26 protein-coding genes are annotated in these 25,826 nt (G+C 61.6%); 13 read left to right on the top strand and 13 right to left on the bottom strand.

Annotated elements, in window-relative coordinates; translation table 11 throughout:
* Nucleotides 1–20 precede the first annotated feature (20 nt).
* From IGS58_RS13670 to IGS58_RS13655, 4 genes are all read right to left on the bottom strand, one after another.
* Complete coding sequence (locus IGS58_RS13670; protein WP_230521726.1) at nucleotides 21–413, bottom strand: hypothetical protein; 393 nt, start codon at nucleotides 411–413, stop codon at nucleotides 21–23.
* Nucleotides 414–446: 33 nt separating this feature from the next.
* Nucleotides 447–896 carry a hypothetical protein gene (locus tag IGS58_RS13665; RefSeq protein WP_230521725.1) on the bottom strand — a complete coding sequence of 150 codons (450 nt, stop codon included), beginning with the start codon at nucleotides 894–896 and terminating at the stop codon, nucleotides 447–449.
* A 186-nt stretch (nucleotides 897–1,082) separates the two neighbouring features.
* Nucleotides 1,083–1,817 (bottom strand): helix-turn-helix transcriptional regulator, encoded by a 735-nt coding sequence (locus tag IGS58_RS13660; protein ID WP_230521724.1) that lies wholly within the window; start codon nucleotides 1,815–1,817, stop codon nucleotides 1,083–1,085.
* Nucleotides 1,818–2,132: 315 nt separating this feature from the next.
* A complete protein-coding gene (locus tag IGS58_RS13655) occupies nucleotides 2,133–2,678 on the bottom strand; it encodes an NMCC_0638 family (lipo)protein (RefSeq protein ID WP_230521723.1) in 546 nt (181 codons plus the stop codon).
* 288 nt (nucleotides 2,679–2,966) lie between these two features.
* On the opposite strand from IGS58_RS13655, the gene IGS58_RS13650 reads away from it, so the two are divergent.
* The 5 genes from IGS58_RS13650 to IGS58_RS13630 all read left to right on the top strand — a co-directional run bounded on the left by IGS58_RS13650 (nucleotide 2,967) and on the right by IGS58_RS13630 (nucleotide 9,473).
* On the top strand, nucleotides 2,967–3,650 hold the full coding sequence (locus IGS58_RS13650) for a vWA domain-containing protein (RefSeq protein ID WP_034787343.1): 684 nt from the start codon (nucleotides 2,967–2,969) through the stop codon (nucleotides 3,648–3,650).
* A gap of 14 nt (nucleotides 3,651–3,664) precedes the next feature.
* Complete coding sequence (locus IGS58_RS13645) at nucleotides 3,665–4,423, top strand: PP2C family serine/threonine-protein phosphatase (RefSeq protein ID WP_230521722.1); 759 nt, start codon at nucleotides 3,665–3,667, stop codon at nucleotides 4,421–4,423.
* A gap of 74 nt (nucleotides 4,424–4,497) precedes the next feature.
* Nucleotides 4,498–6,759 (top strand): hypothetical protein, encoded by a 2,262-nt coding sequence (locus IGS58_RS13640; protein WP_230521721.1) that lies wholly within the window; start codon nucleotides 4,498–4,500, stop codon nucleotides 6,757–6,759.
* Between the two features lie 9 nt (nucleotides 6,760–6,768).
* Nucleotides 6,769–8,115 carry a toxin-antitoxin system YwqK family antitoxin gene (locus IGS58_RS13635; protein ID WP_230521720.1) on the top strand — a complete coding sequence of 449 codons (1,347 nt, stop codon included), beginning with the start codon at nucleotides 6,769–6,771 and terminating at the stop codon, nucleotides 8,113–8,115.
* Complete coding sequence (locus IGS58_RS13630) at nucleotides 8,100–9,473, top strand: toxin-antitoxin system YwqK family antitoxin (protein ID WP_230521719.1); 1,374 nt, start codon at nucleotides 8,100–8,102, stop codon at nucleotides 9,471–9,473. Before IGS58_RS13635 ends, IGS58_RS13630 begins: the two co-directional genes overlap by 16 nt.
* A gap of 181 nt (nucleotides 9,474–9,654) precedes the next feature.
* On the opposite strand, the gene IGS58_RS13625 is transcribed toward IGS58_RS13630, so the two are convergent.
* Nucleotides 9,655–10,485 carry an NAD(P)H-dependent oxidoreductase gene (locus IGS58_RS13625; RefSeq protein ID WP_230521718.1) on the bottom strand — a complete coding sequence of 277 codons (831 nt, stop codon included), beginning with the start codon at nucleotides 10,483–10,485 and terminating at the stop codon, nucleotides 9,655–9,657.
* Nucleotides 10,486–10,597: 112 nt separating this feature from the next.
* On the opposite strand from IGS58_RS13625, the gene IGS58_RS13620 reads away from it, so the two are divergent.
* Nucleotides 10,598–11,485 carry a LysR family transcriptional regulator gene (locus IGS58_RS13620; RefSeq protein WP_230521717.1) on the top strand — a complete coding sequence of 296 codons (888 nt, stop codon included), beginning with the start codon at nucleotides 10,598–10,600 and terminating at the stop codon, nucleotides 11,483–11,485.
* 25 nt (nucleotides 11,486–11,510) lie between these two features.
* On the opposite strand, the gene IGS58_RS13615 is transcribed toward IGS58_RS13620, so the two are convergent.
* From IGS58_RS13615 to nadB, 6 genes are all read right to left on the bottom strand, one after another.
* Entirely contained in the window at nucleotides 11,511–11,855 is a 345-nt protein-coding gene (locus IGS58_RS13615) for a hypothetical protein (protein WP_230521716.1), read from the bottom strand.
* 111 nt (nucleotides 11,856–11,966) lie between these two features.
* Nucleotides 11,967–12,224, bottom strand: coding sequence for a hypothetical protein (locus tag IGS58_RS13610; RefSeq protein WP_230521715.1), 258 nt, complete (start codon nucleotides 12,222–12,224; stop codon nucleotides 11,967–11,969).
* A gap of 67 nt (nucleotides 12,225–12,291) precedes the next feature.
* Nucleotides 12,292–12,564, bottom strand: a complete 273-nt coding sequence (locus tag IGS58_RS13605) for a hypothetical protein (RefSeq protein ID WP_230521714.1) — start codon at nucleotides 12,562–12,564, stop codon at nucleotides 12,292–12,294.
* Nucleotides 12,565–12,631: 67 nt separating this feature from the next.
* A complete protein-coding gene (locus IGS58_RS13600; RefSeq protein WP_230521713.1) occupies nucleotides 12,632–12,919 on the bottom strand; it encodes a hypothetical protein in 288 nt (95 codons plus the stop codon).
* A gap of 471 nt (nucleotides 12,920–13,390) precedes the next feature.
* Nucleotides 13,391–13,798 carry a hypothetical protein gene (locus tag IGS58_RS13595; protein ID WP_230521712.1) on the bottom strand — a complete coding sequence of 136 codons (408 nt, stop codon included), beginning with the start codon at nucleotides 13,796–13,798 and terminating at the stop codon, nucleotides 13,391–13,393.
* A gap of 126 nt (nucleotides 13,799–13,924) precedes the next feature.
* Nucleotides 13,925–15,538, bottom strand: coding sequence for an L-aspartate oxidase (nadB, locus tag IGS58_RS13590; RefSeq protein WP_034787348.1), 1,614 nt, complete (start codon nucleotides 15,536–15,538; stop codon nucleotides 13,925–13,927).
* A 204-nt stretch (nucleotides 15,539–15,742) separates the two neighbouring features.
* On the opposite strand from nadB, the gene IGS58_RS13585 reads away from it, so the two are divergent.
* The 6 genes from IGS58_RS13585 to IGS58_RS13560 all read left to right on the top strand — a co-directional run bounded on the left by IGS58_RS13585 (nucleotide 15,743) and on the right by IGS58_RS13560 (nucleotide 22,856).
* The gene (locus tag IGS58_RS13585; RefSeq protein WP_151095105.1) at nucleotides 15,743–17,131 is read left to right on the top strand and encodes a TIGR03013 family XrtA/PEP-CTERM system glycosyltransferase; all 1,389 of its coding nucleotides are present in this window, start codon (nucleotides 15,743–15,745) and stop codon (nucleotides 17,129–17,131) included.
* Nucleotides 17,128–19,179 carry an XrtA/PEP-CTERM system histidine kinase PrsK gene (gene prsK / locus IGS58_RS13580; RefSeq protein WP_230521711.1) on the top strand — a complete coding sequence of 684 codons (2,052 nt, stop codon included), beginning with the start codon at nucleotides 17,128–17,130 and terminating at the stop codon, nucleotides 19,177–19,179. Before IGS58_RS13585 ends, prsK begins: the two co-directional genes overlap by 4 nt.
* Before the next feature lie 17 nt (nucleotides 19,180–19,196).
* Nucleotides 19,197–20,552: a PEP-CTERM-box response regulator transcription factor gene (prsR, locus tag IGS58_RS13575; RefSeq protein WP_070259811.1), complete on the top strand. Its 1,356-nt coding sequence runs from the start codon at nucleotides 19,197–19,199 to the stop codon at nucleotides 20,550–20,552.
* A gap of 104 nt (nucleotides 20,553–20,656) precedes the next feature.
* A complete protein-coding gene (locus IGS58_RS13570) occupies nucleotides 20,657–21,100 on the top strand; it encodes a hemerythrin domain-containing protein (RefSeq protein WP_034787351.1) in 444 nt (147 codons plus the stop codon).
* Nucleotides 21,101–21,135: 35 nt separating this feature from the next.
* Entirely contained in the window at nucleotides 21,136–22,074 is a 939-nt protein-coding gene (locus IGS58_RS13565) for a hypothetical protein (RefSeq protein ID WP_070259813.1), read from the top strand.
* 212 nt (nucleotides 22,075–22,286) lie between these two features.
* Nucleotides 22,287–22,856, top strand: coding sequence for a DUF1439 domain-containing protein (locus IGS58_RS13560; RefSeq protein WP_070259815.1), 570 nt, complete (start codon nucleotides 22,287–22,289; stop codon nucleotides 22,854–22,856).
* 12 nt (nucleotides 22,857–22,868) lie between these two features.
* On the opposite strand, the gene IGS58_RS13555 is transcribed toward IGS58_RS13560, so the two are convergent.
* Entirely contained in the window at nucleotides 22,869–23,105 is a 237-nt protein-coding gene (locus tag IGS58_RS13555; protein ID WP_230521710.1) for a DUF7661 family protein, read from the bottom strand.
* Between the two features lie 242 nt (nucleotides 23,106–23,347).
* On the opposite strand from IGS58_RS13555, the gene IGS58_RS13550 reads away from it, so the two are divergent.
* Nucleotides 23,348–25,396, top strand: coding sequence for a M13 family metallopeptidase (locus tag IGS58_RS13550; RefSeq protein ID WP_230521709.1), 2,049 nt, complete (start codon nucleotides 23,348–23,350; stop codon nucleotides 25,394–25,396).
* Between the two features lie 44 nt (nucleotides 25,397–25,440).
* On the opposite strand, the gene fdx is transcribed toward IGS58_RS13550, so the two are convergent.
* Nucleotides 25,441–25,773 carry an ISC system 2Fe-2S type ferredoxin gene (fdx, locus tag IGS58_RS13545; protein ID WP_230521708.1) on the bottom strand — a complete coding sequence of 111 codons (333 nt, stop codon included), beginning with the start codon at nucleotides 25,771–25,773 and terminating at the stop codon, nucleotides 25,441–25,443.
* Nucleotides 25,774–25,826: the final 53 nt, after the last annotated feature.

Here is a 25,826-nt window from a genome sequence, read left to right as displayed (position 1 = left end):
ATGTGAAGGCAGCGGTTCCGCTAGCACGCGCCGCGATTCAATTCCTGCAGCACTTTCTTGCACAGCATCCCATAACCGACCCCCGTGCCCCGTTTGTGTGCGGCCAGGTCGTAGCCGGCGCTGATGTCGTCCCACGTCACGCTGCCGGGCAAGGGGCGCAAGTTGTCGTCCAGGTCCATCTCGAAATGAATGAAGTGGCCGTCAGCGCTCAGCAGCTTGCCATACACGGCGGGCATGCCGGGCCAGGCCAGTTGCAGGTCCAGCATGAGGGCCGCATCGAGCGCCACGCCATGGCTGGCCGCGCACTGGCGCAAGGCGTCGGGCAGGGGACGGGCGCGCCACCAGGCCGCCGTCTGCTTGATGGTGGCCTGGGTCAGCGCGTTTTGCTGTTGCACGGAATACTGCTTGCTCATGGCTGCCACCCATGCGGCATGCGGCTTGCCGCCCTAGCGCGATGCCAGGCCCATGCTTTGAACATGGGCTGGCACGATGGCGCCGCTGGCCAGTTTTTCGGCCGGCATTTGCATCAGCACTTCGCCGCCCACGCTGCCATCGTCGCGCAGGTCGATGCGCATGGCCAGTTGCCGGTCGAGCGCCACGAAGCTGTCGCTGCCGGTGGCGATGATGCGGTGTTCGTCCTGGTCATTGATGCGCGCATACATCATGGCGCCGATAGTTCCCGCGTTGCGCAGATAGAGCACTTGCCCGTTCGACAGCTCATAGCCGCCGCGGAACGGGGCAAACCTTTCCGCACTCATGAAATGTTTGTGTGCCGGCAATTCGATCGTGTGCAGGCGTCCGCCGGGAACGACGACGGTCTGGCTGTCGGGCAGCGTTTGCGCATTTGCCAGCAGGGCGCAGACGCCCAGGGTGCCGGCCAAGATCCATGTTTTCATTTTTTTACCCATCCTTGAACTGTGGTGCCGTCCGCTGCCGGCGCGGCGATGTTGATGCGGGTGACAGGGAAACCGAACCGGCTGGTCCGCAAGCTCTGCTGTCACACTGGCAAGGCGCGGACTGCCGGTGTTGCCAGTGTAGATAGGCAAGATGCAACGCGCATCATCCGATCGGATGACACGGCCTCATGCATCGAGCACGGCCAGGTGCGCTGTGGCACCGTGGATCAGGGCGATCAGCTCGCCCTGGCGCCGCGTATCCGTCTTTAAATAGGTATGGTGCAGATGCGTCTTGACTGTGTTGACGCTGATGCCGCCCTGCGCGGCGATTTCTTCGATGGTGGCCCCTTGCGCCAGCGCCTTGCCCACTTGCGCCTCCGCTTGCGTCAAGTCAAACAGCTGGCGCAAGGCAGGGACGGACGTGCACGTTTTTGTGGGGTCGCGCGCGATCAGCAGGGCGCAGGTGGGCTGGCAATCGGCAAGCGGGGTGACAGTCAGGGCCAACGGCGCTTGCTGCTTGCGCGGCAGGCGCAGCGACTGGCATTGCGCTGCGCCACCGGCGCTGGCGATCACCAGGCGCACGGCGCGCATCAGGGCGGGCGGGGCAGCGTGTTCCAGCTGAGCCGCATGCAGGGCGTGGCCGGCGGGAGTGGCGAAACGCAGTCCGAGGTTGGTGTCGAGTACCAGCACGGCGGCGCCCATGGCGTCGAGCGCCGCCAGCGCGCAGTGGCTGGCCAGTTGCGCTTCGCGCAGGCGCTGCTGCAGGCACAGGGCGCGTTGCAGATGCGGCAAGAGCTCCTGCCATTGCTGGCCGCTCAGGGCTGCGCTGTCGAGCTGCGGCCAGTCGCCCGTGCCGCAGGCCGAGTCGTACATGGCGCCGATCAGTTTGCCCACATCCGCCCTTACTGTACCTGTGTCCATGCTTGCCCCCAATCCTGACTACATCAGTGTGCCGCGGGCGTACAGGTGCGGAACTGGGTAAGGGCAGTGTGGTGCAGCACTTGGCCCCACCTTTGTAAGGAAGGGCTGGACGCTGCCATCTGGCCTGGGCATCTTTCAAGATAGTATAAATATGGCACCGCTGCAATGCGGCGCTGTAGCGGATTGCGGATATCCGCTACGTACTTTCGGCAACCAGGCGTTCCACGAGCATGCGGGATTTTGCATCCATGGCATGAACACAAGGTCACCAAGCTCTTTTGGGCCGAGCGCGCCTGTGACGTTCGCGTGCAAAGATCAAGTTTCCGCTCTGGCAGCAGTCAGTGCAACCTGGAATGAACCGGCGCCAGGGGCGGCAATGGTCAAAGTCAAATGCATGATGACTTGGCCGTTCATCGATACCGCATAGCTCGTGCTCGATAGGCCTGCAGTCGCACTGGCCGGCGTGACCATCTTCGATTGGTAGGTGGCCCCCTGGGTCTTCAAATAATCCAGGAAGCCGACCACCAGATTCCTGGTCATCGACGCGTCCAGGTCATTTGCAAAGACATTGCATGCGCTCTCGCCGATACTCGTCAGGACGAAGCGAGAGTTGTCGAGTTGCACGTTCCAGGCATTACCAGAGTAAGCCCCCAGATATGCTGCCGCATCGATGCTTGATAGCCTTTGAAAGCCCGGCCGTGCTAACCAAGCCTGGAATTTTTCGGGATAGGGGAAGTTCATAAAACAGCCTTGAACGAACTGGTCAACGACCTGCGCGGTAGCCAATTCGGACGCTTTAGGAGAAGCGCAAGCGGCGAAAGGGGAAACAGACAACAGAAGTGCCGCAACGATTTTCTTCATTACTAACCTTAAATTTAGTTGCTATCTATCCGTTTCCGGCCGCTACTGGATGGCCGGAATAGTTTAGTGTACGAGGTTGTTGCTTTCAGGGCAAGTTGGCGGTTTTATCATGCGCCCGATGGGCGAGGACAAGGAAACTGGCAGGCGGCACGGGCCAGGGACAAAAAATCCCGGAAAAATGGCGATTTTGACCGCGTGCTATAGCATCCGAAGCAATCGGACACATGGAAAACATATCCATAGGGTAAGCTTCGGGGCTAAGCTATTTCGCAACTCTATCAAAATTACATGACCTCCATAATGATCCCCGACGTCGCCCTGGTCGACAATACCGAACAACGCACGCCGCTCGTGCTCGTGCTGGACTGCTCCGGCAGCATGGATGGCGAGCCTGTCTCGCTGCTGAACGAAGGCCTGGCCTTGCTGGAACAGGAACTCAAGTCCGATGTCATCGCCGCCAAGCGCGTGCGCATCCTCGTGATTCAATATGGCGCCCACGATGAAGCCGTGGTGGCCAGCAACTGGTGCGATGCCATGGATTTCACGGCGCCACGTCTGGAAGCGAACGGCACGACGCCGACCGGCGCGGCCGTCGAACTGGCCCTGGCCGAGATCGAGCAGGAAAAGCAGCGCTTCCGCGCAGCAGGCGTGGCGTATACGCGGCCGTGGCTGTTTTTGATGTCCGACGGCGAGCCGACGGACCGCTGGCAGCACGGTGCCGAACAGGCGCGCGCAGCCGAGCAGGCCAATAAAGTGGCGATCTTCCCCATCGCCGTGGGCGACCACGCAAACATCGATACCCTGGGCGAATTCTCCAGCCGCGGCGAGCGCGGCGTGAAGCAGCTGAAAGGCTTGCAGTTCCGCGAACTGTTCCTGTGGCTGAGCGCCAGCATGCAGGTGGTGTCGCAATCGCGTCCCGGCGCGCAGGCTCAGCTGGCCTCGACGGACGGCTGGTCCGTCGTGAGTACGTGAAAGCCCGCTGATCCATGACGATAGTAAATCAGCATTGGCGCGTGTTCGGCGCCTCCGTCACGGGCAAGGCGCACCTGGATAAAGACATCCCTTGCCAGGATGCGCACGCGCACGCCGTCGTGAACGACGTTTTGCTGGCCATCGTCTGCGATGGCGCCGGTTCTGCCCGCCTCAGCGAACAGGGCGCGCAGTTTGTTGCCGCGCACACCGTGCAGGCGCTGGCCGGGCGGCTGGAGCAGGGCGTCACCGTGCAGGATTTACATGACGGTGCGCTGGCGGCCACCCTGGCGCAGATCCGCGCCGCGCTGGACGACATCGCCCGCGCCGCCAACGCCACCCTGGATGACTACGCCAGCACCGTGGTGGGCGTGGTCATGGGCCGCGACAACGGTTTCTTTTTCCACCTGGGCGATGGCCTGGGCGTGGCGCAGCTGATCGATGGCGGCGAACTGATCTCGCTGCCCGCCAACGGTGAATACGCCAACGAAACCTATTTCATCAGCGGCGAGCGCTGGCGCGAACAGCTGCGCCTGCTGCCGATTTCCCGGCCCGTGCGCGGCGTCGTGCTGATGTCCGACGGCTGCATGCCCTTTGCCATGAGCAAGAACAATGGGGCGCTGTACGCGCCATTCATGGATGCCGTGCAAGGCTATCTGCGCACGGTCGACAGCGTGGAGCTGGGTAATGCGGCGCTGGCATCCACCCTGGCCGACCCGCGCACGCACCAGATCACGGGCGATGACAAGACCCTGCTGCTGGCCTTGCGCGCATGAGCCGGAAGCAAGGTGTGACACCGGGCCTGAGTCCCGGTGGAAAAATTTGGCTGGATAAAGTCCGCAGTTTGATCTTGGGCAAACTCGTCAAGAGCGGCGGCGCGGGCAGCGTGTATCTGTTGCCGGGCGCGCCCGCGCAGGTCGCCAAGCTGTACCACCCGCACCTGGACCGGGCCGCCAACCGGCGCAAGCTTGAAGCGATGCTGGAACTGTCGCCCGAGTTGCCCGACCAACTGGAAAACGGCAAGCGCTACGTCCAGATCGCCTGGCCGCAGGCGGCCGTGTTCGACGGCCAGGGCGGCTTCGCCGGTTTCGTCATGCCCTTGTTGGACATGGCGCAGACGGCCGAGCTGGAACAGATCATGCAGGAGCGCCAGGCGCGTGCGGCAGGATTGCCCACGGGACTCGGTCCCAAGCTGACCCTGGCCGCCAACCTGGCCGCCGTCATCGATGCGCTGCACCAGCAGCAGCATTACGTGGTCGATTTAAAACCCGTAAATCTGCGCTTTTACCGCGATTCGCTGTACATCGCCATGCTCGACTGCGACGGTTTCAGCATCCAGGGCCATGCCGAGCGTTTTCCTGCCGAGCAATTCACGGCCGACTACCTGGCGCCGGAATTCCAGCGCAAGGGCATGCCGGCTGGCACGGAAATGGCGCAAGACCGTTTTGCACTGGCCGTCGTCATCTTTCAGTTGCTCAACTTTGGCATCCACCCGTACAGCGGGCGGCCCGGCAATGCGCAAGTGGCGACCGACATTCCAGGGCGCATCCGCGACGGCTGCTATGCGTACGGCATCAAACGCCACAAGCAACTGGCGCCGAACGCCACCAGCGGCCACGCGCTGATGCCGCCCGAGCTGCGCGCCATGTTCGACCGCGCGTTTTCCCCATCCCCCAAACCGCAGCGGCCATCGGCGGCCGACTGGGCACAGTTGCTTCGCGGCTATGCACAGCGCAGCGGCGGCAAGCTCGTCGTGTGTACCGCGAATCCCGAACACCAGCATTTTGCGGGCCAGGGTTGCGCCGCCTGCGCGCGCGACAAGGTCATCGTCGCGGCCGCGCAAGCCTCGGTGCAGGCGCAGCAGATGCAGGTGCAACAGCCGCCGCAGCAGCGCAGCGCGCGCCGCACGGCGCCGGGTCAGGCGCCCGTGCGGCTGGCTGCGGGCACCGCGCAGGCCAATGCGGGCGGCATTTCCGGCAAGGGCTGGGCCGTGGTGGTGCTGCTGATCGTGCTGTTCCTGATCGGCTTTACGGCCTGGACCTCGTCGCCAGACGAAGTCAACAACAAGGCCAGCTTGCAGGCGCAAGCGGACCAGGCGGCTGGCCTGGAAGTATTTCGCTGGCGCCAGCGCAAGGCTGCCGGCTTCCAGCAGTCCGACGCGCGCAAGGCCGTGCACAGCCTGTCGCAAGCGATGACCAGGGGCGACGATGGCGCCGTCACGCGCGGCTTGCAGCTGCTGTACCGGGCCGGCGAGGACAAGTCGTCGCGCTACGAGGGCGACAAGGTGCGCGCGCGCCTGCGTACCACCTTGATGGAAGGCCTGGGCGCGATGCCCGGCTATGCCCCGGAATTGGCGAAGACCTATCTTGACCAGTTGCAAGCCGACCCGCGCGACCACCTGGCAGCGGCGGCCATGGGCCGCATGCACCTGAGCCTGAACGAACCGCAGGCGGCGCGTCAGTACTTCGAACAAGCCGTGTGGGGCCGTCCCACCGATGGCGTGTCCTGGCTCGGCATCGCGGCCACGGCCCTGCTGCGTGGCGGCGATGAGCACGATGCCGTCAATATGGTGGCGCTGGCGCAGCTGACGTCTTACCGTTACGCGGTAGAAAACGCCATGCCGACGGAACCGGGCGAGCCGTCCGACAATGGTGTCGCCGCCACGGAAAAACGCATGGACCGGGCCGCCAAGGTGCTGCGCCTGGCTCAGGGGGGGGCCTACCAAAAGCGCTGGGACAAGGCGCTTGCCGATGGCGCGCTGCTGGCGGCAAAACTCAAGGCCTTGCCGCCCTTGCCGGACCAGCCTGCGGGCGTGCTGCGCGAGACGATGACGACGGTTGATTACGGCGTGCTCGACAAGCAGAATGCGACTGGCGAAAACCGCTTGACCCTGTCGATTGCCGCCGACGGCACCCTGACGCATGCGGTGGCGGAAATGCCGATGGAACCCCAGTTGAACAAGGTCATGCAGGACAGCGTGAAGCGCTGGACCTATTTGCCGGCCGTCAAGCATGGCCAGTTGCGGGATGCCAAGGCGGAGGTGCTGGTGCGCTACCGCAATGGCCGGGTCAGCTTTGTGCCGGCCGAGCCGCGTGTCTCGCCGGACGATTAAAGGAATGACATGAAAATCAAGACCCTCTGCGCGTTGTTTGGCGCTTCCTTGCTGTGGCCCGCGCTGTCGCAGGCGGAAATCGTGCAGCGCCAGGTGCTGACAGCCATCGCCGCCGAGCAGGACAGCGAAGGCGGCGACGTGTTCACGATTGCCGGCACGACGGCCTGCGGCGGCAAGCAGATACGCATGGATGCCCGCTCGGTGAACCTGGACGAGGCGCCGTACGAAGCGCTGAAAGCCGAACTGGCCCGGCGCATCCGGGACAAGACGCCCATGCTCGTCACCCTGAAAAAATGCCCGGAGGATGCGAGCGTGCCCATCGTGCGCCAGATCGCCGCCTGCACGCCAGCCGCCTGCGCCGATGGCCGGGCGCGGCTGTACCTGCACGAACGTTTCTACCCCATCGAGCAGGAAAACGCACCCAACGTGCTGTTGTTGCCCTTGCCGAAAGGCAAACTGCCGGGCACGTGGAAGGTGGAGATTTATAGCGTGGCGGGACACAAGCTGCGTCTGTCGGGCCAGGTCAACCGCGCCGACTATGCGCAGGGCGAGCTGGTGGACGGCTATGTCGCGTATTATCCCAATGGCAAGATCGAGAAGCAGGTGGCGCAGGATGGGCAAGGCCGCCAGCACGGCATCGGCAGCAAGTATTATCCGGACGGCACCCTGGAGCTGCGCGGCAACTGGCGCCATGGCATGCCCGAGGGCGAACACCAGCGCTATCACGCGACGGGCAAGCTGAGCGAGACGAGCAGCTACCGCGACGGCCAGCGCCTGGACGGGCCCGTGCAAACCTTCGATGAAAATGGCAAGCCGAGCACCAGCTACACTTTGCGCGACGGCAAGATGGAAGGCGAGATGCTCACGTATTTCCCGGATGGAAAAGTCTCCAGCCGCTCGGAAATGCAAAATGGCAAGTCCAATGGCGTGACGACGAATTACTACCCCGATGGCGCCGTGCACGCCAGGATGACGCAGGTCAACGATTTACCCACGGGCGAGGCGCTGGAATTTTATCCTGACGGCAAGGTGCAAAGCCGCCAGCAATATGGCGACGCAGGCGGACTGCTGAGTATCCAGCGTTATAGTCCCCAAGGCGTGCTGGTGCTGGAAAGACGCTGGGATGCGCAATGGCGCGAGCAAGGCACGTCGCGCTCGTGGCACGAGAACGGCAAGCCCGAGCAAGCCATCGAGTACGTGAACGACCGGCGCGAGGGTTGGAGCCGCAGCTGGCACGAGGATGGCAGCTTGAAAAGCGAATGCCGGTATGTGGCAGGCAAGCCCCAGGGCGCATGCGGTGACGCGCCACCAGCGCCGGAATTGCAGCGCAAGGAGCAGGCATGGCGCGCACTGTGAAGCATCTGTTTGGCGCCATGCTGCTGTTGCCGGCGCTGGCCCATGCCGAGATCGTGCAGCGGCAAGTGATCACGGCGATCACGGCTGCGCCTGGCAGCGGCGATATCCTGACCGTGGACGAGGACACGGGCTGCGGCGGACGGCAGCTGCGCATGGATGCGGCGTCAGTCGGACTGAACGAGGAGCAGTATGGCGTCATGAAGGCCGAGCTGGCCAACATGATACGCGACAAGAATCCCTTGCTCGTGCGCCTGCGCGCCTGCCCGGCGTCCGGCCGGACTGGGGCCGAGGCCAAGGCCGAGGCCATTCCCGTCATCCACATGCTGCGCGGCTGCGATGCGCAATGTGCCGATGGCAAGGCCCGTTTATATTTGAACCACAACCTGTCGCGCGGCGAGGTGATGGAACAGGCGCGCTATGCACTCGTGCTGCCGCTGCCGCCCGGCAAGACACCGGGCACCTGGCAAGTCGAGATCTATCATGTGCGCGAAGGCGAGCCGAAGCGGCTGATTGGCCAGGTCAACGATCCCGATTATCTGCGCGGCAAGCTGGTGGGCAACTACAGCATGTATTACCCGCATGGCCAGCTGGAAATGCAGGTGGAGCAGGATGGGCGCGGCGTGCAGGAGGGCGTGCAGATCCGCTATTATCCGGACGGTCAGCTGTCCATGCGGACTACCTGGTGCAATGGCGTGCAGGAGGGGGAGGAGCAGACTTACCACCAGAATGGCAAGCTGATCGAGTCGCGCACCTACCGCAACGGCGCCCGCGCCGATGGTGTGGTGGAAACGTTCGACAAGGACGGCAAGCTGCGCACGCGCACGACCCAGGTCAAGGGCCGGACGGATGGCGAAATGCTGCTGTTCTATCCGGATGGCGCCGTGGAAAGCCGCAGCCGGCATGACAACGGCATCATGACGGGGCCCAGCACCCGCTATTTCCCGGATGGCAAGGTGCAGCGCACCGCCAATTACGTTGACGGCAAGCCAGTCGGCGAGAGCGTCGAATACTATCCGGACGGTAAAGTCGCCATCAAGCGCACGCACAGCGGCCACTTTGTCTTGCGCAGCACACAGCGTTTCAGCCGGACGGGCGTATTGATCGTGCACAAGCTGTGGAACGAGGGCGGCCGCGAGGAGGGCGCGCTGCGTTCCTGGTATGCGAATGGCAAGCCGAGGCAGCTGATCGAGTACGTGGATGGCGAACGCCAGGGCTGGACGCGGCACTGGCGGGAAGATGGCAGTGTGGAAAGCGAGTGCCGCTATGTGGCGGACGAGCCGCAGGGGGCGTGTACGGGCGAGTCAGCCAAGATGTCGTACACGGAGGATGGGATCGAGTTTGAGATGCCGGAACCGTGAGCCGGGGAGGTTGTTGCCATTCGATCATTGACGCACGGCCGGCCTTTTTGCCAGCCATGTACTGAAAATGGCACTGGATGGCGTCCAGAGTTTGTTCGCTCCCAGCAGCGTGCTGTGGCGTCATTTTTCGTATATAAACACCGTTGCCAGCCTGGACTGGACTGTGGCTAGACAATCGTCTTTACTTTAGCCCTCCAAAGGCGGTTGGGACAAGGGCGCTGAGTTCCTCGGACGCGGCGATGTGAGCCGCCAAACCAGTCTGAGCTGGTGCGATGTGGTCGGCCAGCACGTGGTGGTCTGGATAGTCGCCGCTGCTCTGTTGACGGAAAGCAATCGGTGCGTCGTCGAACAGTCGCTTCACTCGGATGCGCCAGGCCAAGGTTGCTTCAGCAATACCGTTGCCATCGATTCGAGCAGTCCCATATACCGCGAATGTGGGTAGCACCTGCATGCCAGGAAAGAACAAAGTGCCGTGCGTGATGGGGAAGAGTAGTTGCTCTAGCGGCCCATTGATGCCACGCGAGGAATAGTCGTCTGCTGGCCCTCCGACCGACACCCCCAGCAGTGCGCGCTTTCCCGCAAAGCCCCCCTCGCCGTAGCGATAGGCATTGCCGGCCCCTTTGTAGCCGTAGGCCAAACCAAAGGCCCACACGCGGTCTATCCACCCCTTCATGATTGCGGGCATGCTGAACCACCATAGCGGGAACAGCAGGATCACCGCATCCGCCGCCAGAATCTTTCGTTGCTCCTCTTCGACGTCGGGAGTCTGGCAACCGTTGGAAAAGGCGTATCCAGATTCCTCAATGAAAGACAGGCGCTCCTGGTTGGCTCGATTGGGAAAATCCTGGCCGTCAAACACCGCCTTCCATCCCATGGCATATAGGTCGGATTGCATGACTTCGTGGCCCTGAGCCTTCAATACCTCGGCAGATATTTCGGCAAGTTGACGCGTCACGGATGTCTGTTCGGGATGAGCATGGACGATAAGAATTTTTCTATTGTTTGACTGCATGGCCTGGCTTTCACAAAGTATTGAGAGTGGAGGCAGTTTGCATTGCCTCTAGGTATTTGTGAAATCAAAAAAACTTTCTGCTACTATCCATTGCATGGATAGCAAAAAGCGCTTGGACCTCAATCTCCTGGTCACATTGGAAACTCTTTTGGTGGAGCAGAACGTGACCCGGGCGGCTGAGCGCCTGTACCTTAGCCAGCCAGCAGTTAGCGCACAATTGAGCCGCCTGCGCGAACTGTTCGATGACCCTTTACTGATACCGGTGCAACGTGGCATGCTGCCAACTGCCAAGGCTCTCGAACTGCTTGATCCGCTTCGCCACGCGTTAGATCAGGTGCGCGCCACATTGACTGGACACCGCCACTTCGATCCGATAAAGGCTCGACTTACCGTTACCATCGCCTGTACAGACTACCTGCAGAAGACGGTGATCCAGCCATTGGTAGTTGCGCTACGGAAGCGTGGTCCCGGTGTGCGATTTGCTTTGCGCCATCTTGATCCGCTACAGTTGGAAGCGCAGATGGCTAGCGGCGAAGTGGACCTGGCGCTGATGACACCCGAGCATGGCCCAGTCAGCTTACGCAGCCGGCATTTGTTTGACGAGCACTATGTGCTTATCGGCAGACATGGGCATCCCGAACTGCAACGAGGACTTTCTGTTGAACAGTTCGCAGGGTTGGACCACGTAATCGTCTCGCTGCGTGGTGGCGACTTCACGACGCCTGTGGACGACGGACTCGCAGCGCTGGGTTATCAGCGTAATGTTGTGCTTTCTGCGGCGTCGTTCCTGCTCGTACCTGAAATCGTCGCGCATTCTGATTTTGTCGCCCTGGTGCCGGCACGGCTGGTGCATGATCGCGGCGAAGTGCTCAAGGTGGTCGAATGTCCTTTCCCTGTGCAGGGCTTCGCCGTGAGCATGCTGTGGCACGAGCGCAACCATGGCCACAGCGGACAACGCTGGGTACGCGAAGCTGTCATCGATCTGGCAGGCAAGCTGTAATTCAAGCCGAACGTGGCTGGAAGCATTAACATCTCAACGTAATCACGTCGAGGACGCCATTGCAATTGAAGCAGATACGATAATGGATGTAATTGCAAGGATCGACCTCTTGTGCCCTTGCCTGGGCAACTAGCCATGCAGAATTGACAATCTCGAAAGAGCAGTCGTCGCGGGGAGCGTGGTCCGTAAACTCTTCCCAACGAAATGCAAGAACGTCAATGAACTTCTTTTCGCACTCCTGCTCCTTCCAATCCGTGTAGCGAAGCAGTAGATCGCCAAATTGGTAAAGCAGATGAACGCTCTCAGCGTCAGCAGTTGACAGGCCGATGTCAATGTCTTGAAGCTGTTCCTCAAGTGTTACCGTGTTCATGATTTGGCCTTTTTGTCCGGCTTAATGAGCGGCTGTCCGCTGTCCCTGAATGTTTTTCTTCTCACGTCACCAGAGTCTGCTTCTGGCCGAATCCAGCCAATCGTCCACGAACTATATCGGGTCTAAGTCCTTGGGAAATTGGCCGGCGCGCTGCCACTGCTCTTGATCGAGGTCTTCCGTCAAGTCACGCAGCTGCCAAGCCCTGTTCAAGTGAGCAAACACATGGCCGAGGTCAATGCGAAGATTTACCTCATCGTAGTTAGCCTCGCTACTCATCTCCGATATGAGCGTGGTCAAGTGTTCTTGCGCATCTTCAAGCTCGTACATCAGTGTGGCCCATGCTGCCGGAGCGTTTTCTTTACTAATCATAGGACAACCTTAAACTACACTTCAATAACGTCGTGAACTTCCGCTTATGGCCGGTACGAGTCATGTTCTAGTTGTTGAGGCGATAGATGCGCTTAACTTCGTCTAAGGACAGCTTTGTAAGGCTACCTTCTATTACTTGCAACAGTGCAGATGCTGGAAAATGTAAGGTGACAATTTCACCGCCTGGCCGTTCGACGGTAGTTCGGTAATCGCAAGGTAGATCGCAATCATCTCCGAGGTAGTCTTCGATGAAGTCAGCAAGCTCATAGTCGCCCACAACGACGATGACATGCTCATCATTGTGCAATCCAATTTGAATATGGGGCAAGACTTGCTTCATATTTTTCCTACAAATTCAAATAAAAGCGCCGATGTCGACCGGCAGCTTTTGGCCGGCTACGGTCAGTTCAATCACACGGAACTTCATAAATCGCAGACTCTTCCTCAGGTCCCCTGATGCGGATGACCTTGAACTGAGACACGGAAAATTTGAAAGCAACCAGCAACTCTTCTACTGACTCCGTTAAAGACTTTGCCCACTCAACCACAGTTGCCTCAGTTTCTTCACCAGGTTCAATATCGGCGAGGGCTCGAAGTTCTCGACGCTCAGGAAAACATGCGATGGGAATAAAATCATCGAAACCTTGTTCACGGATTATTTTTTGTGTAATACCAGCAAATTCGTCTAATTTCATATCTTTGTTTTCATTGTTTGCACTCCGCTTGGAAGGTCTGCTGCTGGCCGATCTCAGCCATACAGTGTACGTCAACTGTCGCCCCCAAAGTAGGGGGAGAGCGCTACATGTTTAATCGTGCAAAACAATCTGAACTTCGATGCTTCGCGTTGTCGCAAGCGCGCGGAGAAAGGTGCGGAACATTCGAATCTCATCTCCAATCGTGCCGCTAGCACTTGGCAGGCCACAGACTAACACCCGCGCAGGTAATGCAAACTCGCTGGAATTACAGAGCAGATCTTGAAGGAAGACCCAAGTTATTTCCCTATCTATTGGCACGCCAAAAGCGACCGCAACGGATTGACGAACGAACAATGCATTCTTCGCGTAGGTAAGATCTATCGTTACTTGCTTGTTGCACATATCTGTCGAGTCAATCATGGCCGGGTGTAGCTCTAACGCTGCGTCCTCTCCTGGCCGGATGAAGCCACCTCAAATTCCATACTTGTTCTGAACGGCGGCCTCAAGCTCAGCTTGCGCCAAGCCTGCCTGTTGCCAAAATGCAAAAAAATACTCCAATGTTTCAGCAGAATTGCCGATATCCATAGGATGCAAGACGCATATGGCCGTTCTTATTTTCAAAACGTCTGGCGCGTCCGATTGGTCTCGGCCTTCAATTGCTCGCCAGAGACGTACACGCTCACCGATGACTTCCTCAGCCGTCGCCGCACCGGTGATGTATCGATTCGCCACAGCTGCTGCTGACTTGGCAACCGCAGGCAATTGCTCAGTCACACTTCCGATAGCCTCAATCATGAATCGCTGAGCTAAAGATTGCTCTGCAGGGTCGTCCAGGTCCACCGCAGATGCAATAGCATCAAAAAGTCTCTTACTCAACATTTACGTCAAATTTCCCTGCTTGTTCGATGCCTGCAGCGGGACCGCTTCCGGCACATAGCGGAATACCGCAATGACTCATCGCGCGATGTGATGCATTCAGAATTGGAAGGCGCTTGTGTTTGTCGTCTACCGATGCGGCGGCGTCAGCACGCTGGCGATCGCCTTCGGCAAGGTTTCCGGATAATCGCGGCTGAAGTGCAGGCCGCGGCTTTCGCGGCGGGACAGGGCGCTGTTGACGATCATCGAGGCCACGTCGACGAGGTTGCGCAGTTCCAATAAGTCGTGCGTGATGCGGAAGTTGCGGTAGTACTCGTCGATCTCTTCCTTCAAGAGCGCGATGCGGTGCTGGGCCCGTTCCAGGCGCTTGGTCGTGCGTACGATGCCCACGTAATTCCACATGAAGCGGCGCAGCTCGTCCCAGTTGTGGGAAATCACCACTTCCTCATCCGCATCCGTGACGCGGCTTTCATCCCAGTCGGGCAGGTATGGCGTGCCCAGCTTTTCCTTGCTTTCGATGTCCTGCGCGCAGGCGCGGCCGATGACGATGCATTCCAGCAAGGAATTCGAGGCCAGTCGGTTCGCCCCATGCAGGCCCGTGCAGGCTGTCTCGCCGACCGCATACAGGCCCGGCAAGTCGGCCCGGCCCGCCAGATCCGTCACGACGCCGCCGCACGTATAGTGGGCGGCGGGCACGATGGGGATAGGCTGCTTGGTTATGTCGATGCCCAGTTCCAGGCAGCGCGCGTAGATGGTCGGGAAGTGTTCGATGAGGAATTCGGCCGGCTTGTGGCTGATGTCCAGGTGCACGTAATCGAGACCCCGTTTCTTGATCTCGAAGTCGATGGCGCGCGCCACCACGTCGCGCGGCGCCAGTTCGGCCCGTTCGTCGTGGGCCAGCATGAAGCGCTGGCCGGCCGCAGCGCCCGCTTCGGGCGGCAGTTTCAGCAGGCCGCCTTCGCCACGGATGGCTTCGGTGATCAAAAACGATTTCGCATACGGGTGGTACAAGCACGTGGGGTGGAACTGGATGAATTCCATGTTTGACACGCGGCAGCCGGCGCGCCAGGCCATGGCGATGCCGTCGCCGCTGGCCGTGTCGGGATTCGTTGTATATAAATACACCTTGCCGGCGCCGCCCGTGGCCAGCACGGTGTGCTCGGCGGCAAACGTCAGCACTTTACCCGTTTGCTCATCCTGCACGTACAGGCCATGGCAATGGGGCTGGGCATTGCGCTGCGTGGGCTTCATGCCCAGCTTGTCGGAGGTGATCAGGTCGATCGCGCAATGGTGTTCGAACAGGCTGATGTTCGGGTGGGCGCGCACCTTTTCTTCCAGGGTTACTTGCACGGCATGCCCGGTGGCGTCGGCCGCGTGGATGATGCGGCGCTGGCTGTGTCCGCCTTCACGGGTCAGGTGGAAACCCAGCTCGGCCGTGGCATCGCGCGTAAACGGCACGCCTTGCTCGATCAGCCATTCGATGGCTTCGCGGCCGTGCTCGACGATGTAGCGCGTGGCGCTCTCGTCGCACAGGCCGCCGCCGGCGATCAGGGTGTCTTCGATGTGCTGCTGGTGGCTGTCGCCCGAGTCCAGCACGGCCGCGATCCCGCCTTGCGCCCAGTTGCTGGCGCCATCGAGCAGCGCACGTTTGGAAATGATCGCGACGGTGCGCGTCTCAGCTAAATGCAGTGCAACCGATAAACCCGCCAGGCCACTGCCGACAATCGCTACATCAAATTTCATGACATTTATCTTTTTTCAGGGGAAGCATACTATAGTCCATTTCACATCAATCGGTAATGTGTTGAGATAAATTCTGCCAGTGAAAGATAGCTGGGGCCGTAGCTTGTGGCGTATCAATGTCTTCGTGGAACAGTTCGCCATGATGGCAAGACCGGTGGCAAGCCGCCCTGTGCGCGGCGTGCCGCCTTTGCCGCAGGAGGCCCCATGATCCGCATCTTCAGCCATTACGTCTCGAAAACAGCGTTTATCTTGCTGTTGCTGGAAATCATGATCCTGCTGCTGTCGGCCACCCTGACGTCGCTGCTGTGGCTGGCGGATGGCAGCCGCGTGCTGCGGGTGAGCGAGGTTTACCTGTCTTCCTCGATCTTTGCCCTGGTCATCGTTTTCAGCATGAGCGCGCTGGGCATGTACCAGCACCGCTCGCGCGAAGATATCCGCAACACCTTATTGCGCATCCTGCCGTCGTTCGCCTTGGGTTTTGCCGTGCTGAGCGTGCTGATCCGTTTTATTCCTTCCTTGCATTTCGGACGCGGCAGCGTGCTGATCTTCGGCCTGGGCGCCATCGGCGTGCTGCTGGCGCGCCTGGTGGTGTTCAAATCCTCGCAATCGGCGCTGATGGAAGGCCGGCTGATCCTGGTGGGCGGCGGGGCGCTGGCGCGCGAATGCATGGAGCTGGCGGCGAGCAAGATCGGTTTCCACCAGTTTACGGTGGTCGGCTGCATCGATGTGGCGGGCGAGCGCTGCTGCGTGCCGGCCTCGGCCTTGTTGCCGGCCGAGCCGTCGCTGCTGGCCATGGCCCAGCGCCATGCCGCGCATGAGATCGTCGTGTCCGTCAGCGACCGGCGCAATGGGGCGTTTCCTGCCAAGCAACTGCTGGAATGCGCGCTGGGCGGCGTCAAGGTGATCGATGCGGCCACGTTCTTCGAGCGCGAAGCGTGCCAGATCCGCATCGATTCCCTGCAACCGAGCTATCTGATCTATGGCGGCGGCTTCGACCAGAGCTTTTTCCGCGCCGCATCGAAGCGGCTGTTCGACCTGGCCGCCAGCGGGGTCATCTGCCTGGCCGCGCTGCCCGTGATGCTGGCGACGGCCCTGTGCATCCGCCTGGAAGATGGCGGCCCCGTGTTTTACCAGCAAGAGCGGGTAGGGCGCGACGGCTTGCCCTTCAATGTGCTGAAATTTCGCAGCATGCGCTGCGACGCGGAGCGCGATGGCAAGCCCATCTGGGCACTGGACAACGATGCGCGCATTACGCGCGTGGGCAAGCTGATCCGCAAGCTGCGGATCGACGAGCTGCCGCAAATGCTCAATGTGTTTCGCGGCGAGATGAGTTTCGTGGGACCGCGCCCAGAGCGCGCCTACTTTGTCGAGCAACTGAAGGAGCAGGTGCCGTACTACAACATTCGTCACAGCATCAAGCCGGGCATCACGGGCCTGGCGCAAGTACGCTATCAATATGGCGCTTCCGTCGACGATGCGGTGAACAAACTGCAATACGATTTGTATTATGTGAAGAACAATAGCCTGTTCCTCGACTTGTTGATCCTGCTCGACACGGTGCAGGTAGTGCTGTTTGGCAAGGGCAGCCGATGATACGGGCGCAGTCGGACTGGCTGGCAGCGGCCGACGCAGCGGCCCTCAGCCATGGCCTGGCGTCGCTGGCTTTCTTCGTGCTGGCGCTGCTGCTCATCAGCAACTGGCGCGCGCGGCAAAACGTGCGCGCCTTGCTGGTCGCTTGCCTGGCGACGGGCGGCTGGGCCACGGGCGCGGTGGTGCTGGTGCTGCTGGGACAGCGCACCGCCTTGGCCGGCGATGCGCTGGAACTGCTGCGCACCCTGGCCTGGCTGGTGTTTTTGCTGCTGCTGATCGAACCGTCGCGGCCCCGTTTGCGCCTCGTGCTGGCCGGCATCGCCCTCACGGCGCTGGCGCCCTGGCTGTTCTCCCTGGCTTCATCCTGGCTGGCATTGCCATTGCCTGCGCGCATCATTGCCAGTGTCTGCCGTTTGCTGCTGGCCGTGCTGGGCATGTTGCTGGTGGAACAGTGGTACCGCAACACGCCACCGTTGAAACGCTGGGGCATCAAGTTTGCCTGCCTGGGCGTGGGCGGGCTGTTCGCCTATGATTTCTATCTGTACAGCGACGCCTTGCTGTTTCGCACGGTCAACGATGACATCTGGGCGGCGCGCGGCATCGTCGACGCCTTGTGCGCGCCGCTGCTGGCCGTCTCTGCCGCGCGCAATCCGGGCTGGGCACTGGGCCTGTCCGTCTCGCGCCAGATGCTGTACCGCTCGGCTGCCTTGCTGGGCTCGGCCATCTACCTGCTGGCCATGGCGGCCAGCGCCTATTACTTGCGCTATTTCGGCGGCACCTGGGGTTCCCTGATGCAGATGGCTTACCTGGGCGGCGCGGCCCTGCTGCTGGCGGGCGTGCTGTTTTCCGGCAGCCTGCGCGCCAAGCTCAAGGTGACGATCAATAAACATTTTTACAATGCCATCTTCGATTACCGCGAGGAATGGCTGCGATTTACGCGCGCGCTGTCCGAGGATGGCCCGGCGCTGGGTGAACGCACGATACAGGCCATGGCGCAGCTGGTGGAAAGCCGCGCCGGCGCGCTGTGGATCTTGCGCGAGCAAGGGCAATTTGCCCCGGCCGCCAGCTGGAACTGGCCGCCGGGCACGTGGAGCGAGCCGGCGTCCGGTCCCCTGTGCCAGTTTCTGGAGGCAAGACTCTGGGTGATCGACGTGCCCGATTGCCAGCAAAACCCGCGCCAGTACGGCGGCTTGCGCTTGCCGCCCGCGCTGCTGGCGCTGCCCGACGTGTGGCTGCTGGTGCCCCTGATGCTGCATGGCCAGCTGTTCGCCTTTGTGGCGCTGGCGCGGCCCCGCACGCGCATAGTCTTGAACTGGGAAATCCGCGACGTGCTGAAAATTGCCGGCAGCCAGGCCGCCAGCTACCTGGCGCACCGCGAGTCGCTCGATACCCTGACGGTGGCGCGCCAGTTCGACTCGTTCAACCGCATGTCCACTTTCATCGTGCACGATCTCAAGAATTTGGTGTTCCAGTTGTCGCTGCTACTGAGCAATGCGGAAAAGCACCGCGCCAATCCCGCCTTCCAGGAAGACATGCTGGGCACCCTCGACCATTCCGTGCAGAAAATGAAGACCTTGCTGCAAAAACTGGCGCGCGGCGAGGCGCCGGAAGCACCGGCGCCGCTGCAGCTCGACGGCTTGCTGCGCCAAGCCGTGGCGGCCAAGGCCAGCCTGGCGCCGGCGCCCCGGCTGGAAATCGTCGATGGCGAACTGACGGTGCTGGCCAACCGCGCGCGGCTGGAGCGGGTGCTGGGACATTTGATCCAGAACGCCATCGAGGCCACGGCCAGCGATGGCAAGGTGGCCGTGCGGCTGCGGCGCGTACAGCACACGGCCGTTGTCGAGCTCGACGATACGGGGCAGGGCATGAGCGAGCAATTCATCCGCGAGCGCCTGTTCAAACCGTTCGACACGACCAAGACGGCGGGCATGGGCATCGGCGTGTTCGAAAGCCGCGAATACCTGCGCGAAGTGGGCGGCAGCCTGGAAGTGCGCAGCGAGCCGCAGGTGGGCACGACGTTTCGCGTGATCCTGCCGCTGCATGCGGCATAGCAAAGGAGTGGGGTGCCATGGGCAAGCAAAAACTGCTGGTCATCGAAGACGATCCCGGCCTGCAAAAACAGTTGCACTGGAGCTTTGACGGCTACGAAGTCTTGCTGGCGGGCGAGCGCGAGGCGGCGCTGGCGCTGGTGCGGCGCCACCAGCCGGCCGTCGTGACGATGGACCTGGGCTTGCCGCCCGATCCGGACGGTGCCACGGAAGGCCTCGCCACCTTGCAGCAAATCCTTGCGCTGGCGCCGGACACGAAAGTCATCATCCTGTCGGGCAACCAGGAGCGCGCGCATGCCTTGAAAGCCATCGCGCTGGGCGCTTACGATTTCCACCAGAAACCGTTCGAGGCCGACATGCTGGGCCTGGTCATCGCCCGCGCGTTTTATCTGCACGCGATGCAGCAGGAAAACCGCCGCATGCTGCAGACGCAGGCGGATTCTCCGCTGGCCGGCATCGTCAGCCGCGATCCGGGCATGCTGAAACTGTGCCGCAGCGTGGAAAAAGTGGCGCCCTCGTCGGCCAGCGTGATGCTGCTGGGCGACTCGGGCAGCGGCAAGGAATTGATTGCGCGGGGCTTGCATGCGCTGTCGAGCCGACATGCGCAACGTTTCGTGGCCATCAATTGCGCGGCCATCCCGGAGAACCTGCTGGAAAGCGAGCTGTTCGGCTATGAGCGGGGGGCGTTTACGGGCGCGGCCCGGCAAACCCTGGGCAAGATCGAACTGGCCCATGGCGGCACCTTCTTTCTCGACGAAATCGGCGACATGCCGATGGCGTTGCAGGCGAAATTGCTGCGCTTCTTGCAGGAAAGAGTGATCGAAAGGGTGGGCGGCCGTGCCGAGATCGCCATCGACGTGCGCATCGTCTGTGCCACGCACCAGGATCTGAAAGTGCTGGCGGAACAGGGGCGTTTCCGCGAAGACCTGTTTTACCGGCTCAGCGAAATTGTCTTGCGCATCCCGCCGCTGCGCGAGCGGGCCGGCGATTGCACCTTGCTGGCGCAGCATTTCAAGCACAAGTTCTGCGCCAGCGAAGGCCGCAGCAACCTGCATTTCAGCGCCGGCGCGCTGCAGCTGATCGAAAGCTATGGCTGGCCCGGCAATGTGCGCGAAGTGGAAAACTGCATCAAGCGGGCCGTCATCATGAGCGACGGGCCGCAGATCGCGGCCGATGACCTGGGCTTGCCCGCCAGCGCCCAGGCCGCTCCCGCCGATGAATCCATCAATCTGCGTCAGGCCCGCGAAGCGGCCGAGTACAAGGTCATGGTGCGCGCGCTGGCCCGCGCCGACGGCAATATCGCCAAGGCGGCCGAACTGCTGGGCGTGAGCCGGCCCACCCTGTATGACTTGATGGGGCACCACGGCATCAAGTAAGCCGTCTTACTGATATGGATTAAATATCAAGATTGTGTATGGCGTCGCACATACGCTGGCGCCGTCACGGCGCATCCTAGCCTCATCAACAACAAGGAGGGGTTATGAACGCGATCAATTTATTGATGAAGGACCACAAGGCCGTCAAGGCCCTGTTTGCGCAGTATGAGAACCTGAGCGACCGCTCCTTTGCCACCAAGAAAAAACTGGCCGACCAGATCTGCCAGGAATTGACCGTGCACACGCAGCTGGAAGAAGAAATCTTCTACCCGGCCGTGCGCCGCCCGATCCATGACGGCGACCTGATGGATGAAGCCGTCGTCGAGCACGCGAGCGCCAAGGAGCTCATCGCGCAGATTACCGCGATGGATCCCGCCGACGACCTGTACGACGCCAAGGTCAAGGTGCTGTCGGAGCAGATCGAGCACCACGTCAAGGAAGAAGAGGGCGACATGTTTCCCAAAGTGCGCCATACGGCCGTCGACCTCGACGCGCTGGGCAAGGAAATGGCCGCGCGCAAGGAACAGCTGACGGGCGTCGCCGCCTGAGCGGCTTAAAAAATCAACAACCAAGGGAGTATTCCATGCAAGCTACACAATTGTCCGTGTCGGACCTGAACAATCCGGGCGTATCCTGGGGTGCCGTGCTGGCGGGTGCAGCCGCCGCGGCCGCCTTGTCCTTCATTTTGCTGATTCTCGGCGTGGGCCTGGGCCTGTCGTCCGTGTCGCCGTGGTCGTTCAACGCGACGGCCATCGGCGTGTCGACCATCGCCTGGCTGGCCTTCATGCAACTGGCCGCGTCCGGCATCGGCGGCTACATGGCGGGCCGGCTGCGCGTGAAATGGAGTTCCATCCACACGGATGAGGTGCATTTCCGCGATACGGCCCACGGCTTGCTGGCCTGGGCCGTGGCCACCCTGATCACCGTGGCTGTGCTGGCCGGCGGCACGCGTGCCGTGCTGAGCGGCGCCATCGACGCGGGCAGCGGCGTGGCGGCCGCCATAGCCCCCGCAGCGGCAGCGGGCGCAGGTGCTGCTGGCGCCAAGCAAGGCGAGGGCAGCGGCGCCAATCCGCTCGACTATTTCTCGGACATGCTGCTGCGCGCCGCGCCTGCCGCACCGGCTACCACCGCCACCGGCACCCTGGCGGCGCCTGCGGCCAATGCCAGCACCGCCGAGCAGCGCGTGGAAATCGGCAAGATCTTCGCCACCGGCCTGTCCACGGGCAGCCTGGCCGCAGATGACCGAGCCTACCTGGGCCAGGTCGTGGCCAGCCGCACGGGCTTGACGCAGGCGGAAGCGGAAGCGCGCGTCGACGCCGTCTACGCCCGCGCCGCCAAGGCTGCCGCCGATGCCAAGGCTGCCGCTCAGCAAGCGGCTGAAACGGCCCGCAAGGCCGGTGCCCACACGGCGCTGTGGATGTTCGTCGCCTTGTTGCTGGGCGCTTTCGTTGCCAGCCTGGCGGCAACGTTTGGCGGCCGCCAGCGCGACCATGAGCGCGTGCTGCGCCATGTGACCATTTAATTCACCGATTTAATCTAGGAGACTGCCATGCGTTCCATCCTCTTGCTGCTGCTGGGCATTCCATTGCCCATCGTCATACTGATCGCCCTGTTCGTGCATTAATAATTAATAAGACGTTGACGTAAAAAACGGCGCCCGCCGCAAGCCGGGCGCCGTTTGTGTTGAAGCGGGTCCATGTGTAAGATGGCGCGATCTTTCCACCGAGACTATCCATGACCTTGACCGCCCTGCGTCCCTTGCTGAAAACCGCCGCCATTGCTGCCTTTGCCTGCAGCGTGCTGGCCTCGTGTTCCACCCTGATCGGCCCGCGCGACGTGAATGTGTCGCTGAGCAAGATGCAGCAAGGCCTGGAGCGTCGCTTTCCCATCGACAAGCGCGTGCTGTCCGTGCTGGATGTCAAACTGACCCACCCGCAACTGTCGCTACAGCCCGAGCGCGAACGGGTTGCCCTCAGCGTGGACGCCAGCGTCTTGCCGCCCTTTATCCGCCAGAGCTGGCGCGGCAGCCTGGCCATGTCGGGCCGCCTCGTGCTCGACGCCCAGCGCAACGCCGTCTACCTGAGCGAAGCGAGCGTGGACAAGGTCACCATCGATGGCATGGACGAGTCGCAGCAGCGCCAGTTCGCCAAGGTGGCCAGCCTGGTGGCCGACCAGCTCATGCACGAAACGCCGATCTATACGTTCAAACCCGACGAATTGCGCTATGCGGGCGTGCAATTCGTGCCCACGCAGATCAGGACCACGGGCAATGGGTTGACCGTGACGTTCGAGCCGGTGAAGTAGTGGTGAAGTAGCTTAGGCCTCGAACGCGGGCGCGCCGATTTGCGTGGCCGTGTTATTGCGCGGCGTCGCCTCTTCATGGAACAGGTCAGCCAGGTACTCGCATAGCGCATCTGCTTGAATATCGTCCGGAATAATGAAATCGGCGGGCCTGCGCTTGCCTTCCGCACCGAGATAGAAGGCGCGCCAGGCGCCCTGACTCTCCCGGACACCAATCAGCGTGCCGAAAACATTGAATCTGAATTCCTGCATCAAACTTCTCCAGTTAAAGAGCCAGGCAAAAAGATGTGGCGAGCGACAGGTATGGCTATTGCTAGATGGTAACATTTGCTGATCATCGGCGCGGGCTTGAGGCGTGCTTCAGCGAACATCGGATCACAGGAGTTGTTCAACCGCCATTGTTGCCCCGCAAGCAGGCCGACTATAATCCTGCCTCTCATGCCTGGACACAGCATGTTCCCCAACATGAAGTTAAAACAATTAAAGGAATCTTCGTGAAACGCTCACTCATCAGCGCCGCCTGCTGCGCCTTGTTCGCCTTCTCCTCGCCCGCGCTGTACGCCCAGCAAGGCGCTACCGCCGCCGCGCCCGTCTCCGGCATCGACCTGAAAACCCTGGACCCTGCGGTCAGCCCCAGGGATGATTTCTACGGCTACGTCAACGGCGTCTGGACGCGCAATACGGACATCCCGGCCGACAAATCCGTCTGGGGCACGTATATCGAATTGCGTGAAATCGCCCAGGGCCAGTTGCGCGGCCTGATCGATGCCACCGTCAAGAACCCCGGCAAGCCCGGCAGCGAAGCGCACAAGATCGCCGACCTGTACACGAGCTTCATGAACGACAAGGCGCGCAATGCGGCCGGCTTCAAGCCCCTGCGCGCCGAACTGGCCCGCGTCGCCGCCGTCAAGGACAAGAAAGACTTGCCGGCGCTGCTGGCCTACCTGCAAGGCAATGGCGTTGCCACGCCGTTTTCCGCCTATGTGGCACCCGATGCGCAAGACCCCGAGCGCTACACGGTCAACATCAGCCAGTCCGGCCTGGGCTTGCCTGACCGCGATTACTACCTGAAGGAGGACGACGCCAAGCTGCAAGCCGTGCGCGCCAAATACCTCAAGCATATCGAAACCATGCTGGCCATGAGCGGCGACAAGGCCGCTGCCGCACACGCGGCGCAAATCCTCGACCTCGAAACGCGCCTGGCGGCGGTGCAGTGGACGCGCGTGCAGATGCGCGACCCCGTCAAATCGTACAACCGCGTCGATTTCGACAAATTCGCGGCACTGGCGCCGGCCTTCGACTGGAACGCCTACTTTACTGCCGCCGGCCTGGCGCCGAAGGCCTCTTCGGCCGTGGTGCGCCAGCCCAGCTTCATGACCGGCTTTTCCGAGACCGTGGCCGCCGTGCCGCTGGAATCCTGGAAGAGCTATCTGAACTGGCGCATCATCGAAAGCTATGCCTCCTTCCTGGACAGCGCTACGGTCAAGGAGCGTTTCGCCTTCGACGGCACGGTGCTGCGCGGCGTGCCGCAAAGCGAACCGCAGTGGCAACTGGCGCTGCGCTTCACGGATGGCGCCATCAGCGACGCCGTCGGCAAGCGTTACGTGGAAATGTATCTGCCGCCGGAAACCCGGCCCCGCGTGATGGCCATGTTCGACAATTTCGTCGCCTCGTTCAAGGATGGCATCGAGCAGCTCGACTGGATGGGCCCGGAAACCAAGAAGGAAGCCCAGCTCAAGCTGGCAGCCTTGAAGCCGAAGATCGCGTATCCCGATACCTGGCGCGACTACAGCAGCATGCAGACGCAGCCGAATGACCTGATCGCCAACGTGCGCGCCGCGCGCGCCTGGAGCCGCCAGCAAAACCTGGCCAAGCTGGGCAAGCCGGTCGACCGCGACGAATGGTCGATGACGCCGCAAACCGTGAACGCCAGCTACAGCCCGTCGCTCAACGCCATCACGATTCCGGCCGCCATTTTGCAGCCGCCATTCTTCAACGTGAAGGCGGAAGATGCCGTCAACTACGGCTTGCTGGGCATCACCTTCGGCCATGAAATCAGCCATGCCTTCGACGATTCCGGTAGCCAGTACGACGCCAAAGGCCGTCTGCGCAACTGGTGGACGGCAGAGGACCGCACGGCGTTCAAGGCCCTGGCCGCCGGCCTCGTCAAGCAGTATGGCGCCTACAGCCCCGTGCCGGGCTACCACATCAATGGCGAACTGACCCTGGGCGAAAACATCGGCGACAATTCCGGCCTGTCGATCACCTACAAGGCGTACCAGCGGTCCTTGAACGGCAAGCCTTCGCCAGTCATCGATGGCTTGACGGGCGAGCAGCGCCTGTACATCGGCTTTGCGCAGAAATGGCGCGCGAAATTGCGTCCCGAAGCGGCCATCGCGCAGATCAAGAGCGACCCCCATTCGCCGGGCGAATTCCGCGCCAAGGGCACGGTCAAGAACCAGCCCGGTTTCTATGAAGCGTTCGGCATCAAGCCAGGCGACCCGATGTACCTGCCGCCCGAGCAGCGCGTGATCATGTGGTAAATCATGTGGTAAGCCCGTAGGGCAGTCGCGCACCGCGCCGGGAACTATTCCTTGGCGTGGTTGAGCGTGTACCTGGGCAGCTCCACCGTCAGGTCTTCCTGGGCGAGGCGGGCCTGGCAGGACAGGCGCGAATGGGGCTGCAAACCCCAGGCCTGGTCGAGCATGTCTTCCTCATTGTCGCCCAGTTCGTTGAGCGTATCGAAACCCCGCACCACGACCACGTGGCAGGTGGAACAGGCGCCCACCTGGCCGCACGCGTGTTCCATGTCGATCTGGTTGAGCAGCAATGCGTCGCAAATGCTCATGTTCTGCGGCGCGTCAAACACGGCGCCGTCGGGGGCCAGCTCGGGATGGGGCAGGACGGTAATTTTTGGCATGCGGGATTCTCCTTGATGTCGCTTGAATACCGCTACCTTGAACCTTCCCGCCT

This window comes from Janthinobacterium sp. EB271-G4-7A (genome assembly GCF_020858075.1).
GTDB lineage: Bacteria > Pseudomonadota > Gammaproteobacteria > Burkholderiales > Burkholderiaceae_D > Janthinobacterium > Janthinobacterium lividum.
The sequence above is the reverse complement of the archived record's forward strand: the minus strand, read 5'-3'. Positions and strand labels throughout refer to the sequence as shown.